The sequence below is a fragment of the Psychrobacter sp. UBA6739 genome (assembly GCF_002453835.1).
Lineage (GTDB): Bacteria > Pseudomonadota > Gammaproteobacteria > Pseudomonadales > Moraxellaceae > Psychrobacter > Psychrobacter immobilis_A.
In genome coordinates this window covers 107,997-130,960 of sequence record NZ_DKHR01000037.1, presented here as the reverse complement: position 1 = coordinate 130,960, position 22,964 = coordinate 107,997, and the positions used below count along the sequence as shown (strand labels likewise).

The window sequence follows — 22,964 nt, the reverse complement described above, 5'->3', positions numbered from 1 at the left end:
TTTCATCAACTATTGGCACTGTCGAATGATTTGCGCTACTAATTGACGCCAGCAAACTGCTGTTTTTTCTGCTGCGTAGTCAATACCGTTTGATACTGTGTCGCAACACAGCTCATTTTAACAGAAAATAGCAAGGTTACTATTATGATCTGTGCTTTTGGCGACTTTGTGCATTACGATTGCCCACATCAACGATAGATTTGTTATACTCATTCCCAAAATATAACGGAAGCGCTTGTGTAAAAACAACGCGAGCAAAATCCCTCCAACCCTCCCTATGTTTATCAATTTTTAGGTCACTAATTTTTTATGTCAGACAATCGCACCTCAGCGCAGCCATTCAACACCAGTAACGCGATGAATCCGTTGGCCGCCAAATCAAACACTACCGTGGCCTATACGGATGGTGCCTGTAAAGGCAATCCGGGCGCTGGTGGCTGGGGCGCACACCTCATTTTTAGTGATGGACGTACACAAGATTTGTACGGCGGTGATAAAGAGACGACCAATAATCGCATGGAGTTGATGGGCGCGATACAAGCATTGACCCATAGCCCGCTTGAGCACAACCTCGAGATTTGGACAGACTCAAGCTATGTCAAAAAAGGCATTACCGAATGGATAGAGGGTTGGAAAAAAAGAGGCTGGAAAACGGCAAGTAAAAAACCTGTCGCCAATCAAGACCTTTGGCAGCAATTAGATAAGCTGTGTCAACAGCGCGATGTTGACTGGCATTGGGTAAAAGGTCACGCAGGACATGCAGGCAATGAAAAAGCGGACGAGCTGGCAAACTTGGGCGTGACGTCCAGCAGTGAAGAATTATCGAGCATAGAGCCGCAAGACACGGCTAAAAAAAAAGGGCAAATAATGCCTAATACAGCGCAAAATGCTGCTCACAATGACTGGCTAAGTTTCGATCCACTGGGTCTGGATATGACAGATGATGAACTTGATGAAGATGTCATAGACACTGATAACGATACAAACCCTGCCGATGATATGATGAGTAAAGATGCTGTAATAGAAGCCGATCGCTATCAGCATAATGCTAGCAAACCAATGAGTAAAATAGAGATGCCGGAAACCCAAACGTCTATGACTGATGCGACGATAAATGATCATGTGCCTGCTACCGTTACTGGCATAGAAGAAGCTAATACACCAAAATTCGACGGCGACACCAGCCGTGCCAATCCGTATTTCATACCGCTGCTGCCCAAACCTATCCATCGTCATGAGTCTGATCGCCAGCTCATTATGGATACTGAAACCACAGGTCTTGATCCGTTAAAAGGCGACCGTATTATCGAAGTCGGTATCGTGGAGATGATCGGGCGTAAATTTACGGGTGAAAAGCTCCACGTTTATATCAATCCACAGCGCGGCATGGATGATGAAGTCATTCGTATCCATGGCATTTCCGAGGCATTTTTGACCGACAAGCCTACCTTCGATCAAGTTGCTCAGTCGCTCTATGATTTTATGGACGGCGCAGAAATCATCGCTCATAACGCCACCTTTGATATGAACTTCTTAAACATGGAGTTTGCCAAAGTTGGTATGAACGACTTTGCCGAGCGCGTACAAGTGACTGACTCGCTGGTCATGGCAAAGCAGCAATATCCTGGGCAAAAAAACACCCTAGATGCTTTAGTGCGTCGCCTAAATGTGGGGAAGCAAGATCGTACTTTTCACGGCGCCTTACTTGATTCAGAGATTTTAGCAGAAGTTTATCTGGCGATGACAGGTGGGCAGGTTACACTCGCCATCGAAGAAGACACGCAAACAGATGGTGGGCAGACAGCACACGCCAGTTTTGCCAATTTAGCGTCATTGTTGCTAGAGTCATCTACGGATGAAAATACCAATCAAGAGTGGTATGCCGCGCTCGCAGAAGCGTATCCTGAGCTAAAAGCCAATATGTAGTTGCCGTATAAGTTGATGATATCAATCTTTGAGCAATAACATTTGTATAATATAGGCTTGACTATTGTTATATTAAGCATTAAAACATCAGCAGCAAGTGCTTTTTCGATCATCATTTAAACCATCGCCATTCTCATCAGTACATTATGGAAAAACACCTATGAACCAGTCTGCGCAAATGAAGTTAACAGCCCCAACGCTTAGTGTTACTGATTTCAATCTACCATCGCTACATTTGTTGCATGATGAGATCATCGTAACCTTAAAAGATACTGAGATTCATCTGAGTGAATTTAATGATGATAATAGTCAAGCCCCTTTATTATTAGATTCTATCACTGTGCTAAAGCAGCTGTCTTGCATCTTTGAGCTGATATCTTTGGTTGGTGCAGAGGCTTTGAATACCGCTATTGTCAATGGTTTACAGCGCCTCTATGATAATGGTGATAATAACGATACCAGTTTGATTATGGACTTATCAGAAGCCATTATGACACTGGATCGCTATATCGAGTTTGTACTTTTGACAGAGTCGGTAGAGCCAACCTTGTTACTGCCTGTTATCAATAAACTCAATGCTCACGGGCAAGAGACCCCTATCACAGCAGACTATTTTGCAGCCTTTGGTAGCAGTAGTGTCATCATTGCCAACCCTGAACAAAACTTCCAACCACTTGACGAGCTTAACCTAGACACTGAACTACTAACTTATGCTTATCGTAGTGGTCTTGGAGTCGCTCTGCTCAATCAAGATGGCAACGTTAGCCCAGACGATCAGCAGAAACTTGACGCCATGAGTGCAGCGTGTGCTTTGATAGCATCGAACACCAGCAGTCTATTTTGGCAAGCGGCCACCGCAGCTGTCACGGACATTGCCACGATATTACCGTTAAACCTGAGTCAAAAACACACACTGATTTATTTAGAGCAGCAATTCCAAAGCTACTTGCCTGTGATGGACAAACGTTTTGCTGATTTGGTCAGTTTTGCTTGCCAGCGTGACAGTGATGCGGCGCAACGACTGCGTGAGCAATACGCCAGCAACCACTTGGAAAGCGCTCAACTTGAGCAAATGAAGCGTTTCTTATTCGGTCCTAATCGCGCCCTGACCGATACGCTGAACACCATCATTCAGACCCAAATTAATACCATCAAAGAAAATGTGGATAGCTACGCACGTGGTGATTCATTGAACCCTGTCGATATGCAAACCGCACAGATTATCGAAGAGCTAACAGAATTGAGCTCAGCGTTACGCTTGCTTGGTTTATCAAATGCAGCCAATAGTCTCAGCGTAGCAGCAGAAGCTGTTAGTCATTGGCAAACGCCCTCGCCTGAAGATTTCGATCACTTGCTGTTGGCATTAATGCATGCGGAAAACGCCACCATTGCAATGGCAGAAATGCACACACCAGGGGCCATCTATTTGCCACTGAATAACCCGCATATCTCTTTACATCAGCTCAATACGGCTAATGATACTTTGATACAAGAAAGTCGTTCCGCTATTGCCAGTGCAGAACAAGCCATTAACGATTATTTGGCTGAGCCAGAGCGTGATATGCTCAATATCCAGAACATACCTGAGATGATGCGCCAAGTGGCAGGGGCTGTGCGCTTCTTACAGCTGCCAACACCTGCCAGCATGCTCAGTCAATTGGCCAATTATCTTCAGCAACGTATCGAAGGTGGACAACGTATTGAAGACAGTACGCTTGCCTGTATCGCTGATGTCATTATGGCCGTCGATCATCATCTAGATGGTTTTGAGCACAATCGTCCGGTCAGCAAACAAGCACTAGATGTGGGACAGCAGAGCTTGAGTCATCTACTCGCAGCCTAATTTCTATCACGCTTAAGCACTAAAATGATATTTAAATGGCGGCTTTGCTGCCATAGCCCTTCATTTATATATAGTCGATCCCATATAATCTGGATACAAGCAAGATGCGCTTAACACTACGAATAGTAGTGCTGAGCGAGCCTGACTGATACCGTATCCGAATGATATTGGATTAACTTTACTTCAATTAAAAAAAAGTCTGTATCAACACTGATGCGTACTGACCGTAACCGGTTTGGAATTTTACTTATGACCAGCGCTTTTGTATTTAGTGATGATACTGTTTTATGCCAGCAGCGACCTAATGGATGGTGGCCCGTGCAGCTTGAATTACCCCCATCCGCTACACATTCAGACGAGGAGACCCAGCTTGCTTATCAAGTTGGTCATGTCACGCTACTCGAAAGCCTAGCACCGCGTCACTGGTCGCCTGATGTCAATCATACTAACGCGAGTGTAGATACTCTGAAGTATGCCGATATTTTAGAAAGTTCCGATCTTCTAGAAAGTGCCAACATTTCGATTGATACTCCCCACACCTTTACTGCGCAAGCGGCTAGCGCTATTACTTATGACTATGCAATTGCACATCATATTGCACTGCCCATCATTGCTGAGGGCAGCGGCAATGCGTTTGTTCCTTATCGCCAGCTGATTACTCAGTTGCCCGCGGCTTTGTCCGATCAGCTTAGCCAAGCGATACAGTTATTGCGCTGGCAAACAGATACACAGTTTTGTAGTCGCTGTGCTGCCCCAACCATTCATGCCAAACGAGATGAGCGTGCGATGGTCTGTCCAGTGTGCCGATTGCGCCAATACCCACGTGTACAACCCTGTGTCATCACAGCTATTACTCGCCCGAATCCGCAAACTGGTGAAATGCAGATTTTGCTAGCCCATCATCATCGTTATGGACAGCAAAAAACAGCGCCTCATTTATTACAGTCGCCACAACCGTTACTATACGGTTTGATTGCAGGCTTTGTAGAAGTGGGTGAAAGCCTAGAACACGCGGTGGTGCGCGAAGTGGCAGAAGAGGTAAATATCAGCCTATCAGATATTCGTTACGTCAGCAGTCAGCCATGGCCATTTCCGTCTAATTTAATGCTAGGCTTTCGCGCTTCTTATGCAGCTGGCGAAATTATTATCCAAGAAGATGAGCTGTCGCACGCCGATTTTTTTGATCTGTCAAATTTACCAAAAATACCCTCAAAAGGTAGCATTGCTTACGCGCTGATCGCACAAATTGCCAATGAGCAAGGTATTTTGCTTTAATCTATAATATCAATGCAGCATTTATCAATATCGTTATTATCCTATTATTCTAATGTCAGCGCTCAGAGCACACTTAGCACTTAGCACTTAGCACTTAGCACTTAGCACTTAGCACTTAGCACTGATATTAAGGTTTTAAAGCATATGCAAAGCACCACTAGTAAAAATAGCACCCACATCCGTCTCACCAATTTGCCAATCTTGTTCGACATTTTGGATATAGAGCGCTTACCTGCGGACATACAAGCGAAAATCTCATATATTGATGCTTGTCTACCGCAAACACAATGTGGACTTTGCGAGCACCCAGACGGCTGCTTGCCCTATGCCGCCGCTATTGTGCTTAACAATGAGCCATACAATAAATGTGTACCCGGTGGTCAACCCGTTACCAACGCCATTGCTCAAATTATTAATATAGACAGTCATGAAGCGATACTTAGCGCTGCGCCTTCTCAGTGGCCAATAGATGCGACCTCTGAACGTCCGACTGAGGTACGTGCGGTGATCCGTGAAGATGACTGTATCGGCTGCACCAAATGTATACCTGCCTGCCCAGTCGATGCTATTGTCGGTACTGGTAAGCACATGCATACTATCTTTACGGATTTATGCACGGGCTGCGAGCTTTGTATCGCTCCTTGTCCAGTCGACTGCATCGATTTGGTCACTGTTGAACGGGAGCTGTCTAGCTCTGAACGTACCACAGAGCAAGAAGATTTAAGACAGCGCTATCATACTCATTTAAGACGCGTCACCGAGCAGCTGGCTGATAGTAGCAATAGTAGACCTGTGGTCAGCATGGTTGAAGCAAAACTAAACAATGCCGCTAGTCAATCGTTGAATATCAGCGAAGCACAAGCAAAAAACACCATTGCCGCAGCGAAGCTTCGTAGTAAAATTAAAAAGCTAGAAAAGCAGCTAAGTGTCCGTGCAAATGAGAGCAAACAAGTAGAGCTTGACGCATTGCAAGTAGAGTTAAGTCAGCTTTAACAGCTTAATTATCATTTGTTAGACAGTCTACCCAACATCGCTAAAATGAATTTATCCCGATATCTTGTATCAGTTATTAACTATCAATAGCCAAAAAATAGTAAGAATACTATGAGTAAAACCGTCAAACATAAAACTGCCGATACCCCGCCATCGAGACGAATGCCCAATCGTGACGTGCGTCCATTTTTTGAAAAGCTGGCAGCGACGATTGATGAGCCGGTGACGGAATTGAATTATAAGAGTAATTTTGAGCTGCTGATCGCGGTCATCTTGTCTGCGCAGGCGACGGATGTGAGCGTCAATATTGCCACCAAGCAATTATATCCCGTAGCAAATACACCTGAAGCAATCTTGGCATTGGGTGAAGACGGTCTAAAATCTTATATCAAAAATATTGGCCTATACAATGCCAAAGCCAAAAACGTCATCAAAACTTGCCATGATTTAATTGAGAAATTTAATAGCACCGTCCCTGATAACCGCAAAGACTTAGAATCTCTTGCTGGCGTCGGGCGCAAAACCGCCAATGTGGTGTTAAATACCGCCTTTGGTCAGCCAACCATGGCGGTTGATACTCATATCTTTCGGGTAGGTAATCGTACAGGACTTGCCACAGGCAAGAATGTCTTGATCGTTGAAAATAAGTTGGTCGAGCGTATCCCAGATGACTTCATCGTGGATGCGCATCATTATCTTATTTTGCACGGGCGCTATACCTGCCAAGCCCGTACACCCAAATGCGGGGCGTGTCCTGTTTATGACGAATGTATGTTTAAAGACAAAGCCAAGTTTTTGGAGCTGTAATTTTTAGAACGATCGCTTTTAGAACGATAACGGCTCTAGGGCGTGTCCTCAATTCAATCGATTACTTTCTAAATGGGCTAAAAATAGCTAAATTTTGCCAAACATCGTCAAATAGCTTCTTAATATCTCGATATTATGTGCGCTACTTTCCTTGTTTGACGGCAATTTATCTCATTTTTATCACCATTTTTAGAGTGAGGATACGCCCTAGTTATAAAAGGTTTAATTGATCTACTTTATATGAATAAAACATGAATAGCGTGGTTAAAAAAGCAGTAGACGCCCACTTACTTTTGTAAACATTATTTAAAAATCAGGAAGCCAGATGCAGACACTGACCGCGCTATTATTCGACGATTTTGAGACTTTGGATCTATTTGGACCTATCGAGATGTTTGGCTGCTTACCTGAGCATTATCGTCTGCAATTTGCCTCCTTAAACGGTGGCATTATCCATAGTAAGCATGGCGTTGCGATGCAAACAGTCGCTGTCAGCGAGTTAGCGCATCAGACTGATATTTTATTGATGGTTGGCGGCATGGGTACTCGCCAGCAAATCAATCACCGACCATTTTTGCAGACGTTAACAATCTTGGTTGACCATGCTGATTGGGTACTTAGCGTTTGTACGGGTAGCGCATTGTTGGCTAAGGCTGGCGTCTTAGATGACAAGCGCGCAACGTCTAATAAACTGTCATGGCAATGGGTGATAGCGCAATCTGACAAAGTCCATTGGGCAAAGCAAGCACGCTGGGTTGTCGATGGCAAATTTTATACATCCTCAGGTGTCAGTGCAGGTATGGACATGGCGCTTGGTTTTATCGCCGACAGACATGATATCGATACAGCGCGCCAGATCGCTCACTATACTGAATATCGCTGGCAAGAAAATAGCGAAATTGATGACTTTTACCATGGTTAATCTATGCCTAGTTACTTCTTAGTATTATCCATCGCTAGAGTTTTACCTCGATACACGGTAAAATGTGCTAATTTTTTTATTCGTTTTCGCCTTTTATTTTTATATACATTTAATAATGACTGAGTTCGTAGAATACAGTCCCTGCAATTAAGCGATCCCATTATGCGTGAATACAACTTATTTACCTCAGAATCTGTGAGCGAAGGTCATCCTGATAAAATGGCTGACCAAATATCAGATGCCATCCTTGACGCCATCTTACGTGAAGATTTGCATGCACGCGTGGCATGCGAAACCTTGGTTAAAACAGGTGCTGTGATACTAGCAGGTGAAGTCACCACGACGGCAAATATCGATGTTGAGCGTATCGTGCGTGATACCGTAAATGGTATTGGTTATCACCACTCAGATTTGGGCTTTGATGGCGAAACATGCGCGGTCATCAATATGCTCGGCAAACAATCTCCTGAAATCGCTCAAGGTGTCGATCGTAGCGACCCTGAAGAGCAAGGCGCAGGTGACCAAGGTCTTATGTTTGGCTATGCCAGCAATGAAACTGATGTGTTGATGCCAGCCCCTATCGAATTTGCTCATCGCTTGATGGAACGCCAATCTGAGCTGCGCCGCGCAGGCGAGTTGCCGTGGTTGCGTCCAGATGCCAAGGCGCAAGTGACGTTAAGATATGATGGTAGCAAGCCTGTTGCCATTGATGCCGTGGTGCTATCAACGCAACACGATCCAAGTATCTCGCAGAAAGATCTGCAAGAAGCAATAATGGAATCTATCATCAAACAAGTATTGCCTGCTGAATTATTGCATGCTGGCACGCGCTATCATATCAACCCAACGGGTAAGTTTGTGATTGGCGGTCCTGTAGGTGATGCTGGATTGACAGGTCGTAAAATTATTGTTGATACTTATGGCGGTATGGCGCGTCATGGCGGCGGTGCATTCAGTGGTAAAGATCCATCGAAAGTCGATCGTAGTGCTGCGTACGCCGTACGTTATGTGGCTAAGAACATCGTTGCGGCAGGACTTGCTGAGCGCTGTGAAATACAGGTTAGTTATGCCATTGGTGTCGCTGAACCAACCTCTATCTCTGTCAATACCTTTGGTACGAATAAAATCAGCAATGATGAAATCATCCGTCTGATTCGCACCCATTTTGACCTGCGCCCTTATGGCATTACCCGTATGCTAAACTTATTACAACCAATGTATCAGCAAACGGCGACTTTTGGTCATTTTGGTCGTCCTGGCTCTGAAACTGCCTTTACGTGGGAAAAAACAGACAAAGCTGAGATCTTAAAAGCAGACGCTGGTTTGTAAAAATATAACTTTGCACCCCTTACAAACCCTCTTTATAAATTTAAAATTACCGACACTTATTAGGAGTCGCTTATGTCTCAAGACAATATGCAAGACAGCAACATTCAAGAAAGCAATGTTGACGCTAACATTGAGATTACCCCTGAAATGCAGGCATTTTACCAACGTGCTGATGCCATTATTGGTATCGCAAACAGTCAGTTGGGTTCTGAAGCGCATTCAGGACAAGTAGGCGCATCACTACTTTATGCCGCAGCACGTTATAGCGCATCTGTCGCTTCTATCGGCTTTGTCAAAGGCGATGACTTTGCCAAAGAAAAAGATGATATCGTTGAATTTTATGTCAAACAGTATCGCCAAATGCTGAGCGACAACCTGACTGATTATGCGCAGAACTTTGATAAATATGTTCAGCTTAATCAAGATGACAAAGCAGCTAAATAGTTCTATCGCCTTTAGCTGGCATTTATAAAACGACTGGTATAGTCAGTTCAATTTAAAAGTAGTACAAGGCAACCGAGTGTAGATGATGATTTAATACTTCAAGCGAGATTAACGCAGTAATATTTTTATAGTGGAATGACTATAGTGATGCTCAAACCCAAGCTTAATCATAGGCTTGGGTTTTTTATTAATCATGATTTGGTAGATGACTGCTGATAAATAGGCTACTATCAATTAAAACCACCTTGTTCATCACATGGTTGCAACCAGCTATCGATAACAGGGACTTACCGAACACTATTTATAAGGACATATGATTATGAACCACTTATTCAAATCATGGCGATTATGCCTGTCATTATTAGGGTTATCAGTCACTATTGCCTTAGCTGGCTGCAATAACATCCAAAGCATCGATACGCCTGACACCGCCCCTATTCATAGCACTGGGCACAGCCAACAGAACAGCGACAACCCTTTCATCAAGTGCCCACCTTACAACCCTGAGCAAACGATGTGCACCGCGCAATACGATCCTGTGTGTGTCAAAGTAAAAACTGGCTCAGGATTTAGTTATCGCACTGCGGGCAACTCATGTTCGGCATGTGGCACAACGGCAGCAGTAGGTTATGTCAAAGGACAGTGCTCATAACTTTGCTTCATAACGCTTCATAACCTTGCTTCATAACTTTGTGTAAATACTTTATATCAAACTAAAAAAGACAATTAAATCATACAAAAAAGCACCCGCTTAATCATAAGCGGGTGCTTTTTTATTATTTTTCAGATCAATAAAATCTAACCTTCAGGTTTTTCAAGATCAGGTGGGCCTGTCAACAAATCTTCATCACGAAACTCATTGGCTGAATTATGCTCTGCTGACTCTTCGGTGACAAACCATTGCTGGTTGCGATACAGTATCAAACGATCTCGACTCAAGCCGCGTAATAAGGAGTACATCATAACGACTATCACAATCGCAAAAGGGAAACCTGACACAATTGAAGCCGCTTGTAGCGCACTCAAGCCACCTGCTGCTAATAGTACGGCAGCGATGACACCTTCTGTACCTGCCCAAAATAGGCGTTGAATTTTAGGTGGATTGGCATCGCCACCTGAGGTCAACATATCAATCACAAAACTGGCAGAATCCGATGACGTGACAAACCAAAGCACAATCATCACTACGATAAGCAAGTTCAAAGCTGACGTAAATGGATAAGATTCCATCAGTTTAAAGATGGCACTGCCAGTATCTGCTTGGACAGCCTCAATCAAGCCAGGACTGATGAGGTTGGGATCAGCGGCTGCCATTAATTCCATATTAACGGCTGAACCACCGAAAGCGGTGAACCATAAGAACAAGATGGTGATAGGAATTAATAACACCCCTAAGATGAACTCACGAATGGTTCGACCACGAGAGATACGAGCCACGAACACACCGACGAAAGGCGACCAGCTTATCCACCATGCCCAATAGAAAATCGTCCATGATGCTTGCCAGTTTTCTTGACCATCATACGATTCTGTCCAAAGACCTAATGGCACAATTTGATGCAAATAATTGCCAATATTTTCTACAAAGCTATTAAAGATAAACTGGGTTGGTCCTAAAATAATCACAAAGCTGAGCAATATCACAGTAAATAATATATTGGTATCACTTAAGCGCTTAATCCCTTTATCTAGCCCCATAAATAGAGACAGACCTGCCAACATAGTGATTAAGGCAATCAAAATAATTTGCACTGTAATATTATTGGGTATGCCAAATAACGTCTCAAGACCTGAGTTAATTTGCAATACCCCAAGACCTAAAGTGGTCACTACTCCAAACATCGTACCAAATACCGCTAGTGTATCGACCGTATGACCCCAACCACCATAGATCTTTTTGCCCAATATAGGATATAGTGTCGAACGGATGGCCAGCGGTAAGCCCACTCGGTAATGGAAATAAGCCAATGACAACGCGACCATGCCATAGAGCGCCCACACATGTAAACCATAGTGCAAGAACGAGATATTCATCGCTTGCTTGGCGGCAGCCACTGTTTCAGCTTCTCCTAATGGCGGCGCCATAAAATGGTACAAGGGTTCAGCCGTCCCCCAATAGAGCAGGCCAATACCGATGCCCGCTGAAAATAGCATGCCGATCCAAGATACTAGATTGTATTCTGGTTTCTCATTTTGATGACCAAGCCTGATATCGCCATAACGACTAAATATCATGTAAATACTCATCACCAACGTTAAGTTGACCACCACAATAAAGAACCAGCCAAAACGCAAAGACACAAATGCTTTGGCATGACCAAACAACAATTCTGCTTGCTCATTAAAGAGAGCACCAAAAATAATGAACACAAGAATTAATAACGCTGAAGTTAAAAACACAGGTTTACTTACCCGCGGAAAAGGGCCTAAGCGGCCAACTTTTACATGATCCATTTAGTCATCTCAATTTTTGAAGGGGCTCACCTTAACAAGATACTGCACAACTATCAAATCGAATCAGACACTTTATAACCTTGCTATTGGTCAACAAATAAAAAAATCCTAAGATAACGATGCATCTTAGGATTTCAAATCACAATTGTTATATTGTGTTTTTACGTAAAAAAAGAAGAAGCTAACTGCCTGATTCATTTAATAAAAACAGTATTAAAGCTGATATATATAATCTGCTAATCACCTTTCACAATTTTAGGTGGTCCTTTCAACAAGTGCTCATCAGCAAACTCATTGGCTGAATTATGATCTGCAGATTCTTCGGTGATAAAGTGCTGCTGAGCGCGATACAGTATCAATCGATCTCGGCTTAAGCCACGAAGTAAGGCATACATCATGACAAATATCACTAAAGCAAATGGCAGTCCAGCCACAATAGCGGCGGCTTGCAATGCGCCTAATCCGCCTGCTGCTAACAATATAGCGGCAATCAAACCTTCCATAATCGCCCAAAATAAACGTTGAATCTTAGGTGGGTTGGTATCGCCGCCCGCCGTCAACATATCAATGACGAAACTTGCTGAATCCGATGAAGTCACGAACCATAAAACAATCATAACAACGATGAGCAAGGTAATTGGTTTCGCGAATGGATAATACTCAACCAGCTTGAAAATAGCGCTACCCGTATCTGCTTGCACCGCTTCCACCAATCCTGGACTGGCCATAGCAGGATCAAGCGCAGCCAAAAGCTCCATATGAATAGCGACACCACCGAACGTGGTGAACCAGAAGAACAAAATTACCATGGGAATCAATAATACACCCAATACGAACTCACGAATGGTACGACCGCGACTGATGCGAGCGATAAATACGCCGACAAACGGTGCCCAACTTACCCACCACGCCCAATAGAATATCGTCCAACCACTCTGCCAATCCGTATTACTATAAGCTTCGCCCCATGTTGATAACGGAATCATGGCAACGACATAATTACCAATATTTTCTATAAAACTATCAAAAATAAATAAGGTTGGTCCTAAGATGACCATAAAGGCCAAGAGCACACCTGTAAAACCCATATTGATATCACTTAAGCGCTTGATACCTTTATCAAGACCAAGCATCAATGAGCCACATGCCAATGCGGTCACAAAAGCAATAATAATAAACTGTACGGTTAAAGAATTGGGTATACCGAATAAATTTTCAAGACCTGAATTGATCTGCATAACCCCTAGACCTAAGGAAGTTACCACACCAAACATCGTGCCGAAAACGGCTAGAATATCTACCGTATGACCCCAGCGACCATATATTTTCTCGCCTAATAACGGGTATAGCGTCGAGCGAATCGACAATGGCAGTCCACGGCGAAAGTGGAAGTAAGCCAGCGCCAATGCCACAATGGTATAAATCGCCCAAGCATGTAGTCCCCAATGTAAAAATGAGATACTCATGGCTTGCTTGGCGGCTTCTATTGTTTCCGCCTCACCGAGTGGTGGTGCCATAAAGTGATACAAGGGCTCAGCCGTCCCCCAATATACCAGTCCAATACCGATACCAGCAGAGAACAACATCCCTATCCAAGAAAACAAACTGTACTGCGGTTTTTCTGTTTGTTGACCTAAACGGATGTCACCATAACGACTCGCTGCTAGATAAATGCAGAATACCAGCGCAACGTTCATTAATATAACAAACATCCAGCCGAACTTATCCGTAATAAAATTCTGTAAAAAGCTAAATAGTGTACCAGCGGTGTCAGTAAAGAAAGCACCAAAGATAATAAATCCAACGATAAGTAGTGCTGAAGTAATAAACACAGGTTTACTTACCCGTGGAAAAGGGCCTAACCTGCCAACTTTTACATGATCCATTTGTTTGTTAGCCTTAGTTTTTTAGGAAGAATACCTTAACAAGATACCTCTCAACTATCAAATCTAATTAGCTATTTACGTTTTTCTTATTGACAGAAATAGACCAAAACCATTTAGCAGCCTAACCTACAATAGTGCAAACGCTTGAAAAGCAACTGCTATTGATGGTTACTGCGGTATTAATTGTAATAATCTGCTAGCATTGCCGTCCTCTAATACCCAAACTTGTCCATCTACATTTAACACACTACGAATACGCTCGCCCATATCATAGCGATAGCGCTCAGTCGCGCGGCTATTTTCATCAAAATCGACGACTATCAGCGCTTTAGAGGATAAACCACTAATGAGCGCATTACCTTGCCACGCTGGGAAATCATTATATTTTCCAGCGTTATAAATACTCATCGATGAGGGTGATATCACTGGCGTCCAACTAATTTTGGGCGGCGTAAACTCAGGACGCGTCTCATGGTCAGGAATATCCGTGCCTGTATAGTTACGCCCATTTGATACGATTGGCCAGCCGTAGTTATGACCTTTTTCAATGAGATTAAATTCATCACCGCCCCGTGGTCCCATCTCATGCGCCCAAAGCCTACCTTTTTCATCGAACGCCATACCCAATACATTACGATGTCCTATACTCCAAAACTGTGCGGCAATGTCATTGCTATTATCTACAAAAGGATTGTCTGCTGGCACTGAGCCATCAAGATTTGACCTAATAATTTTGCCCAAATTGACGCTCATATCCTGTGCTGGTGTTTTTTCTTGGCGCTCGCCTGAACTGATATATAAATATTTTCCGTCAGGCGAGAAAAGCAAGCGATGACTATAATGCCCCTGCCCTTTTACTTTCGGTATTTGCTCCCAAATGGGCGTAAGATCCTGCAAACGAGGCTTGGCTGTATCCAATCCTATCAATGTCGCTTTGATGACTTTAGCGCCAAATTTATTATTATCAGTGTCATTCCCTGCTTCAACGTAGCTCATATAGACATGATTAGCAGTAGCAAAATCTGGTGCAAGAACGATATCGCCAAGACCACCTTGCCCACCATAAGCCACCTTCGGTATACCACTGATGGTTGTCTTGGCACCTGTTGCCGTCTCAACAATGAATAACTCGCCTGTCTTTTGGGTGACAAGTAATTTAGGGGGCTCATTATTAACGGCAGGTAATGCTGTCATTGCCCAAGGCTCATCAAACGTGGCTATTTTTTTAGTGATAAAGGCGGGTTTTTCGGTACTTGCTAGCGATTCACTAGCAGAAGCTTGCCCTTCTTTATAGTCTGTTAGGTCTTCATGAGTATTGACGGCAGTTTGATTGGAGCAAGCAGGAGCACTAAACAGCAGTGCGCTGATCATTATCGGTAACATTAATGGCGTGCTTAGGTGCTGCATACTGATGATCGTCATTTTGTCGTCTCCGTAACTGTTGATGTCTTATTCCTAGTGTTTAGTTTTCAGTGCTTAGTTTATTTATAACATAGTCAAAGCACTCAAACCGTAAATAATAATGGCGCACAAAAAAACCCCTTACCTGCCTGTAGAAAAAATAGGCAAGTAAGAGGTTTGTTTTAAACCACGGTCAGTTAGGGTTAGATATTAATTCATGCTACGTTTCTCAAACACCAACTTATCATCTGCGCCGACATCGACTTTGATGATATCTCCTGCGCCAAAATCACCAGCCAATAGCTTCAATGACAACGGGTTTTCAATCTCTTGCTGAATGGCACGCTTGAGTGGACGCGCGCCATAGACAGGATCATAACCAACCGCAACCAGCTTATTCATCGCTTCTGCTGATAACTCGATGTCTAACTCACGCTCATGCAAGCGCTGACGTAAGCGATCCAACTGAATCGCAGCAATACCTGACATCTGCGACATACCGAGCGGATGGAATACCACAATCTCGTCGATACGGTTGACGAACTCTGGGCGGAAATGCTGCCCAACTGATTCCATCACCTCAGCTTTGATGTCTTCGTAACTTTCACCGACCATCTCTTGGATTTTGTGCGAACCCAAGTTACTGGTCATAATGATGACCGTGTTTTTGAAGTCCACCACGCGACCCTGTGAGTCCGTTAAGCGACCATCGTCCAATACTTGTAGCAAGATATTAAACACATCAGGGTGCGCTTTTTCAACTTCATCAAACAAAATCACACTATAAGGCTTACGGCGTACAGCTTCCGTTAATGCACCACCTTCTTCGTAGCCCACATAACCTGGAGGCGCACCCACCAAACGACTGACACTGTGCTTCTCCATATACTCACTCATGTCGATACGAACAATCGCATCTTCAGAGTCGAATAAGAAGTTCGCCAGTGACTTGGTCAACTCAGTCTTACCGACACCCGTTGGTCCTAAGAATAAGAACGAACCTGAAGGGCGATTCGGATCAGACAAACCAGCACGGCTACGGCGTACCGCATTGGCGACCGCTTCGACTGCTTCATCTTGACCGATGACGCGTTCATGGAGCTTTTCTTCCATCGCTATCATCTTGTCACGCTCGCCTTGCATCATTTTACTCACAGGAATACCTGTTGCTGCCGCTACGACTTCGGCAATTTCATTATCCGTGACTTTATTACGTAGTAGTTTTACACCACTACCTTCGCCTGTCTGCTCTTTTTGTTCTGCCAAGTCAGACTCAGTAATGCGACGCTCTAGCTGCGGAATCGTTTCATACTGCAGCTTACTCATGGTCTCGTAATCCCCTTCACGACTGGCTTTGTCATAGGCGATACGCGCTTTATCCAGCTCGTCTTTTAGCTGCTGACTGCCTTTGACCAAGGCTTTTTCTGCTTGCCAAATCTCATTAAGGTCAGCGTACTCTTTTTCTAGCTCTTCAATTTGTGCATCGAGCACTTTACGCTCGGCTTGCGCACCAGCGTCTTCTTCATTTTTAAGCACTTCGCGCTGCATTTTCAACTGAATCAAGCGACTATCAAGCTTACCTAAGGCTTCAGGCTTGCTGTCCATCTCCATACGTAAACGACTGGCCGCTTCATCAATCAAGTCAATCGCTTTATCTGGCAGCTTGCGATCGGTAATATAACGATGGCTCATCCGCGCAGCAGCAATAATCGCGCTGTCTTGGATATCAACACCGTGATGCAGCTCATAACGCTCTTTTAGACCACGCAAAATCGCAATGGTGTCTTCGACCGTTGGCTCATCGACCAGTACCTTTTGAAAACGACGCTCAAGCGCCGCATCTTTTTCGATGTACTGGCGATACTCATCAAGAGTTGTCGCACCGACACAGTGTAGCTCACCACGCGCAAGCGCAGGCTTTAGCATATTACCGGCATCCATCGCACCATCGGCTTTACCAGCACCTACTAAAGTATGCAACTCATCGATAAATAAGATGACATTGCCTTCTTGCTTTGATAAGTCGCTGAGCACCGCTTTGAGTCGCTCTTCAAACTCACCACGGAATTTTGCCCCCGCAATCAATGAGCCCAAATCTAACGACAACACTTCTTTGCGGCGTAGTCCTTCTGGTACGTCACCATTGATGATTTTTTGTGCCAAACCTTCAATGATAGCCGTTTTACCAACACCTGGCTCACCAATCAGTACTGGATTATTTTTGGTACGACGTGACAGTACTTGAATGGTACGACGAATCTCTTCATCGCGACCAATCACAGGGTCAAGCTTACCAAGTTCCGCCTGCTCAGTTAAGTTAATCGTATATTTATTCAGCGCATCACGCTGATCTTCAGCATTTTGATTATTCACGGTATCATCACCTCGCAATTGCTCAATGACTGTTTTTAATTTACTCGCTGTTACGCCCGCACTCTCAAATATCTTTTTGGTTTCACCTTGCTCAGCGAGCGCCAACATCACCCATTCAGTGGCGATAAAATCATCGCCTTCTTTCTGCGCTTGACGGTCTGCCAAGTTCAAAATCTTAACCGAATTTGGGTTTAAATTCACATCACCTGTTGGCTCACTAATCGTTGCTTGATTGTCGAGCGCCTTTGCCACACCATTCTTTAGCGCAGGGATAGACGCGCCTGCTTGTTGGCAGATAGATAAATTAGACTCATCCTGTAGCAATACTGCAAGCAGATGCACGGGATCAATACCTGTATGGTCACGTCCCAATGCTAGGCTCTGTGCTTCTTGAATGGCTGATTGCAATTTCTGGGTAAATTTTTCGAACCTCATAATTGTGTCCTTTTATAATTAGTATTATCAGTCAGTGAATGCAACATAAAATACCGAACGCGCAGCGTTTAAAACATAGCGCTTATCGTCAATTTTATCGTGTCTCAATCACCGTTAGTTGTTATATATATAGGGTATAACATACAAGATTTCAACCTACTTATGCAATTTGTCAATCAATATCTATGACTTATTAGTAAATACTGAAAAATAGTAAGATTTTATATAGGTAAAAACCTTACCCATAGCAATGATATTATCACAAACTATCAATAGGCACACTAAGAGAATATTTCAAGAGAATAAATAAAAAAAACAACTAAAAGAGAGGCTTGCTCAACAATGAAAGGCAAGCAAGAGACAGCTATAGCAAAGATTTTAATGCGCTGTAACTGCTAGAAATTTACTACACGATAGCCAGCATTAACATAACGCTCATTCTACAATTTCTATCAATGTACCAACCTTAACTGCCGCCATAATCTCATCCATCTCATTATCAGTGACCGCAATGCAACCATCGGTCCAATCACGTTGTTGGTTAATCCACGCTAGATGACCGAAGCCGTTCATCTGCCCATGAATCATAATATCACCACCAGGATGAACGCCGCGTGATCGTGCCCGAGCTTTGTCCGCAGCATTGGGGTAGCTTATATGGATGGAGCGATGGGCAATAGAGTTCTCATTCTTATAATCTAAGATGTACGCCCCCACGGGTGTGCGCTCATCGCCTTGCTGCTGTTTATGACCAACCGGACTATCCCCTAGCGCAATACGATAGGACTTAATGACTTTATCACCACTCAATAGCTGCAAAATACGGTCGGATTTATCGACAAAAACTTTATCGATAACCACCGTACTAGAAATAGGCTGACCATTATTGCCTGTACTTTTTGCATCCGAGGAGGCTGTTTTGACATACCCTATCGCACTGGTGCTCATAATGGTGGTCAGTCCCAGTCCTATCACGACAAACAATCGACGCGGCTTTTTGCTGAAATGTAGAGAAAAAAATGACATAGGCTTTAATAACTCCGTTTGGCGTTAAAGAGTGAAATGGCAACATACCACGCTATTAACTTACCAAAGCATCATGCCAGTTTTTGTGAAAATTTCATGGATAACATTAGGATCTTTTGAACATAAAAATTGCGTTAATACCATTACACCATACGAATCGCGCCATCTAAGCGAATGACTTCTCCATTGAGATAGGCATTATCAATGATATGCATGACCAACTTGGCAAACTCATTGGGATTGCCCAGACGCTTAGGATAAGGTACGCCCGCCTCTAGTTGTTCGCGCGCTTTTTCAGGGATAGTCTCCATCATCGGTGTGGCAAAGACGCCCGGCGCGATAGTCATCACGCGAATACCATGACGTGCCAGCTCACGTGCTAGCGGTAAAGTGAGACCGACGACACCTGCTTTTGACGATGAATAGCTTGCTTGTCCTACTTGCCCATCAAAAGCTGCGATAGAAGCCGTATTAATAATGACGCCATTATCAGCGTTCTTCTCTACAGAGCTGTCTGCGTTATTGGCATTTGCTACACGCTTTGCAATACTGGCTGCGACCAAACGCGCGACATTAAAAGAGCCAACAAGATTAATATTGACGCCACGACTAAAAGCATCGAGATCCGCTGGGTTGTTATCACGGTCCAGCAGCTTTTGCACAACGGCAATGCCCGCACAGTTGATAGACCCTTGTAAGCCGCCAAATTCTTTTTCAGCCGTATCCACAGCCGCTTGCACCTCATCACCACTGGTCACATCACAGCGTGTAAAACGCGCATTGTCACCTAGCTCGTCTACCAGTGCTTTCCCAGCTGATTCATTCAGATCTGCGATGACGACTTTACCGCCTTGCTTGACAATAGCACGAACCACTGCCTCTCCCAAACCTGATGCACCGCCTGTGACCAAAAAGCTCTGTTGTTCAATGTGCATAATTATTCCTTTTATTAATATTTTTACTGTTATTTTTATCAGTCATCGATTTTTATCTTAACCTGACGATATGAGTGCATTGCGCTTTATTAAGCTGCAGATAAACTGCGCAGCAAAAAGCGCTGAATTTTACCACTTGGGGTTTTTGGCAACTCTTTCACAAACTCAACCTCACGTGGATAAGCATGCGTTGATAGACGCTTGCGTACCAAGTCTTGAATCTCTTTAGCAATCTCGTCTGTGCCTTCGATACCGTCTTTTAGTACCACATACGACTTAATGGTATGACCACGCACTTCGTCTGGCACTCCAACTGCCGCTGACTCTGCGACTGCCTCATGCTCCAGCACGGTATTTTCAACATCGGTTGGTCCAACTCGGTAACCTGCGGTAATGATAATGTCGTCATCACGCCCTGAAAACCAATAGCTGCCATCACTGTGGCGCTCAACCACGTCGCCTGTTAAATAGTAATCATCAGTAAAAGCGTCTTTTTCGTTCCAGCTATAACCACGGAAATAAAATGCGGGCGATTGACTGACCACTACGGCAAGCTGTCCTTGTTCGCCATCAGCTAATATATTCATCTCATCGTCTAACACTACTAATGTGTGCCCCGGTAGCGCCATGCCCATCGAGCCAACCGGACATTTATGTGATAACGCATGATGCTCACAGCAAGTCATACCCGTTTCGGTCTGCCCGTACTGATCGCAGACTTTACAGTTTAAATAGGTTTCAACCCAATTGACCACTTCGGTATTTAAGGTCTCGCCTGCTGAATTGGCACAGCGCAGTGATAATTTAGCCTCACTATCGTTATTATTGTCATTGTGAGCAGCTTCAAACACGCCACTCGATTTCATCATCCGAAACGCTGTCGGTGAGGACGCTAAATTACTAATCTTATGACGTACCATAAAATCGCGAGTATTTTGTGCATCAAAGCCAGCTTCATTAAAATACGTTGTTACCCCTAATAACAAAGGTCCTGTAATCGCATAATAAAGACCGTATGCCCAACCTGGATCAGCCATGTTCCAGTAATTATCATCCGCTCGCAAGTCAATCGCATAGCGCATGTAGAGATAGAACGCTGAGAGCGCACTTAGCGGCACACTAACGCCTTTTGATTTACCTACTGTACCTGAGGTAAACATTTGCAGAAAGGGTGCATCGGTATCTAATGAAACCGCGTATACCGTTTGCGACTGTGTTGCGACCTTTTCAGCGTAGCTATCATCACCCCAACTTTGCGCATCTACTTTGCTACCAACCAGCACCATTTTGGTTTGTTTGGCCAAGTCGTCAAACTTGCCACGATTTTCTTGATTGGTAAAAACCACTTTGGTATTGGCTTTGTCCATCCGATACTTAATTGAATCATAGCCAAAGGCGGTAAATAACGGTTGATAAACCGCGCCGATCCGCCAAGTCGCGAGTACAATGGTGAGCAGCTCAGGAGTGCGAGGTAGCATGGTTGCCACTTGGTCACCAACTTGTACGCCATAAGACAACAATAAATTGGCGACTTGTGCGCTTGCCTTATCAAGCTCAGCAAAGGTCATGCGCGTTACATTGCCCGACGTATCTTCATGCACCAGTGCAATATTATCACCGCGACCATCACGCACATGACGACCGCAACACGCCATATAAGCATTCAAGCGGTCGTCTAAATGCTCGCCAAATATTTCTGTCAATAGCGCGTTCATATCAAAGTTATGATAGTAATCACTGTAGCTCATTGGCGGGTGTGCAGTATGATTTGAAGTGGTATTTACGACTGATGGGTCTGTAGAAGAGGTGTTCATAAGCTAATCCTTTAGCAATAGCAGGTAACGGGCGAAATAAGAGAATTGTCAGCAGAAAAACAGGCATATCCTAGCAACAGTTCTTTCTGCTTGTTCGCACATATAAATGTGCATAGACTCTATTAGTAACGCATTTTAATATTTATTTCAATACATAACGTATCATTTTTATAATTCAATCACAAACTCTTGATGGAACTTTATTTCAAAGCACTCAGCAGCCACTTAAAAATCCCAGCAGCGCCTTTTCTTCATAACTTTGATGCTGTTTGGTACGTCCACGGCGCGCTTGTTTATAAGGTTCAAAGAACTGCCCCGCCAAAAAGCGCTCTATAATAATGGGATTAATATAAGATGTTCGGCAGACAGCAGGGGTATTACCCAGCTCATCAGCGACACTTTTTACCATATCAGTCACCAGTTGCTGACGCGCTTTACTATCAGGTTCACTGGCTAATATTGCTTTACCCTGAGCGCTCTGTAGCTCATCATAAAGGTAGCTTGCTGCCAGCACACTGGCCATCCAAGTACGAAAGTCCTTTGCGCTATATAAATTACCGCTATACATCTCACTGTCACGACCATAACCGCTAGTATGCGTGCGTAGATAGTCGTTGATATCGCTACTGTCGACGACTTGCTTGTGACCATCGTCATCTAAATATTTAAAAATCTGATAACCAGGTAGCTCAGAACATGCCTGCACAATCTCAATCAAACGCTCATCTTGCAATTCAATATGATGCTCTTTAGCACTTTTACCGACAAAATCAAACGCCAGTCCGTTATCAGTTTCGCTCACATGCTTACTGCGTAGAGTACTCAAACCATAGCTTTTATTGAGCTTGGCATAGCGGCTGTTGCCGATACGAATCAAGGTCGTTTCTAATAGTTTGACCACTGCTGATAAGACATTTTCACGGGATAATGATTTAGCTTTCAAGTCTTTTTCGACTTGCGCACGTAGATTCGGCAATGCTCTAGCGAAGCCTATCATGGCATCGAATTTGGCTTGGTCACGTACGCGATCCCACTCAGGGTGATATAAGTATTGTTTTCGTGCTTTGTCATCGCGCCCCGTCGATTGCAAGTGCCCTTTAT

General features: G+C 44.0%; 17 protein-coding genes. 9 read left to right on the top strand and 8 right to left on the bottom strand.

Features of this window, described 5'->3' with window-relative positions; genetic code table 11:
* Nucleotides 1-309: 309 nt before the first annotated feature.
* From dnaQ to B2575_RS09140, 9 genes are all read left to right on the top strand, one after another.
* A complete protein-coding gene (dnaQ, locus tag B2575_RS09180; protein ID WP_296241519.1) occupies nt 310-1,926 on the top strand; it encodes a DNA polymerase III subunit epsilon in 1,617 nt (538 codons plus the stop codon).
* A gap of 160 nt (nt 1,927-2,086) precedes the next feature.
* Entirely contained in the window at nt 2,087-3,769 is a 1,683-nt protein-coding gene (locus B2575_RS09175; protein WP_296241518.1) for a hypothetical protein, read from the top strand.
* A 249-nt stretch (nt 3,770-4,018) separates the two neighbouring features.
* Nucleotides 4,019-5,044: an NAD(+) diphosphatase gene (gene nudC / locus B2575_RS09170; protein ID WP_296241516.1), complete on the top strand. Its 1,026-nt coding sequence runs from the start codon at nt 4,019-4,021 to the stop codon at nt 5,042-5,044.
* Between the two features lie 144 nt (nt 5,045-5,188).
* Nucleotides 5,189-6,037: an RnfABCDGE type electron transport complex subunit B gene (locus B2575_RS09165; RefSeq protein WP_296241514.1), complete on the top strand. Its 849-nt coding sequence runs from the start codon at nt 5,189-5,191 to the stop codon at nt 6,035-6,037.
* Nucleotides 6,038-6,148: 111 nt separating this feature from the next.
* The gene (gene nth, locus B2575_RS09160; protein ID WP_060491389.1) at nt 6,149-6,844 is read left to right on the top strand and encodes an endonuclease III; all 696 of its coding nucleotides are present in this window, start codon (nt 6,149-6,151) and stop codon (nt 6,842-6,844) included.
* A gap of 325 nt (nt 6,845-7,169) precedes the next feature.
* Nucleotides 7,170-7,766, top strand: a complete 597-nt coding sequence (locus B2575_RS09155; RefSeq protein WP_296241512.1) for a DJ-1/PfpI family protein — start codon at nt 7,170-7,172, stop codon at nt 7,764-7,766.
* A gap of 162 nt (nt 7,767-7,928) precedes the next feature.
* Complete coding sequence (metK, locus tag B2575_RS09150; protein ID WP_045451444.1) at nt 7,929-9,095, top strand: methionine adenosyltransferase; 1,167 nt, start codon at nt 7,929-7,931, stop codon at nt 9,093-9,095.
* A gap of 72 nt (nt 9,096-9,167) precedes the next feature.
* Nucleotides 9,168-9,539 (top strand): DUF3144 domain-containing protein, encoded by a 372-nt coding sequence (locus tag B2575_RS09145; RefSeq protein WP_372815298.1) that lies wholly within the window; start codon nt 9,168-9,170, stop codon nt 9,537-9,539.
* A 319-nt stretch (nt 9,540-9,858) separates the two neighbouring features.
* Nucleotides 9,859-10,191, top strand: coding sequence for a hypothetical protein (locus B2575_RS09140; RefSeq protein ID WP_296241509.1), 333 nt, complete (start codon nt 9,859-9,861; stop codon nt 10,189-10,191).
* Nucleotides 10,192-10,337: 146 nt separating this feature from the next.
* Here the strand turns inward: B2575_RS09140 and B2575_RS09135 are convergent, their stop codons facing one another.
* From B2575_RS09135 to B2575_RS09100, 8 genes are all read right to left on the bottom strand, one after another.
* Nucleotides 10,338-11,993, bottom strand: coding sequence for a BCCT family transporter (locus B2575_RS09135; protein WP_201614135.1), 1,656 nt, complete (start codon nt 11,991-11,993; stop codon nt 10,338-10,340).
* 236 nt (nt 11,994-12,229) lie between these two features.
* Complete coding sequence (locus B2575_RS09130; RefSeq protein ID WP_296241505.1) at nt 12,230-13,879, bottom strand: BCCT family transporter; 1,650 nt, start codon at nt 13,877-13,879, stop codon at nt 12,230-12,232.
* Between the two features lie 168 nt (nt 13,880-14,047).
* Nucleotides 14,048-15,301, bottom strand: a complete 1,254-nt coding sequence (locus B2575_RS09125) for a PQQ-dependent sugar dehydrogenase (RefSeq protein ID WP_201604955.1) — start codon at nt 15,299-15,301, stop codon at nt 14,048-14,050.
* Between the two features lie 189 nt (nt 15,302-15,490).
* Entirely contained in the window at nt 15,491-18,088 is a 2,598-nt protein-coding gene (gene clpB / locus B2575_RS09120) for an ATP-dependent chaperone ClpB (RefSeq protein ID WP_296241501.1), read from the bottom strand.
* 435 nt (nt 18,089-18,523) lie between these two features.
* Nucleotides 18,524-19,114, bottom strand: coding sequence for a L,D-transpeptidase family protein (locus B2575_RS09115; RefSeq protein WP_296241499.1), 591 nt, complete (start codon nt 19,112-19,114; stop codon nt 18,524-18,526).
* A 143-nt stretch (nt 19,115-19,257) separates the two neighbouring features.
* A complete protein-coding gene (locus B2575_RS09110) occupies nt 19,258-20,049 on the bottom strand; it encodes an SDR family NAD(P)-dependent oxidoreductase (RefSeq protein ID WP_296241497.1) in 792 nt (263 codons plus the stop codon).
* An 89-nt stretch (nt 20,050-20,138) separates the two neighbouring features.
* A complete protein-coding gene (locus tag B2575_RS09105; RefSeq protein ID WP_296241495.1) occupies nt 20,139-21,863 on the bottom strand; it encodes an AMP-binding protein in 1,725 nt (574 codons plus the stop codon).
* A 214-nt stretch (nt 21,864-22,077) separates the two neighbouring features.
* Nucleotides 22,078-22,964 (bottom strand): DNA topoisomerase IB (locus tag B2575_RS09100; RefSeq protein ID WP_296241493.1); only part of this gene is annotated, 887 nt, incomplete at its 5' end.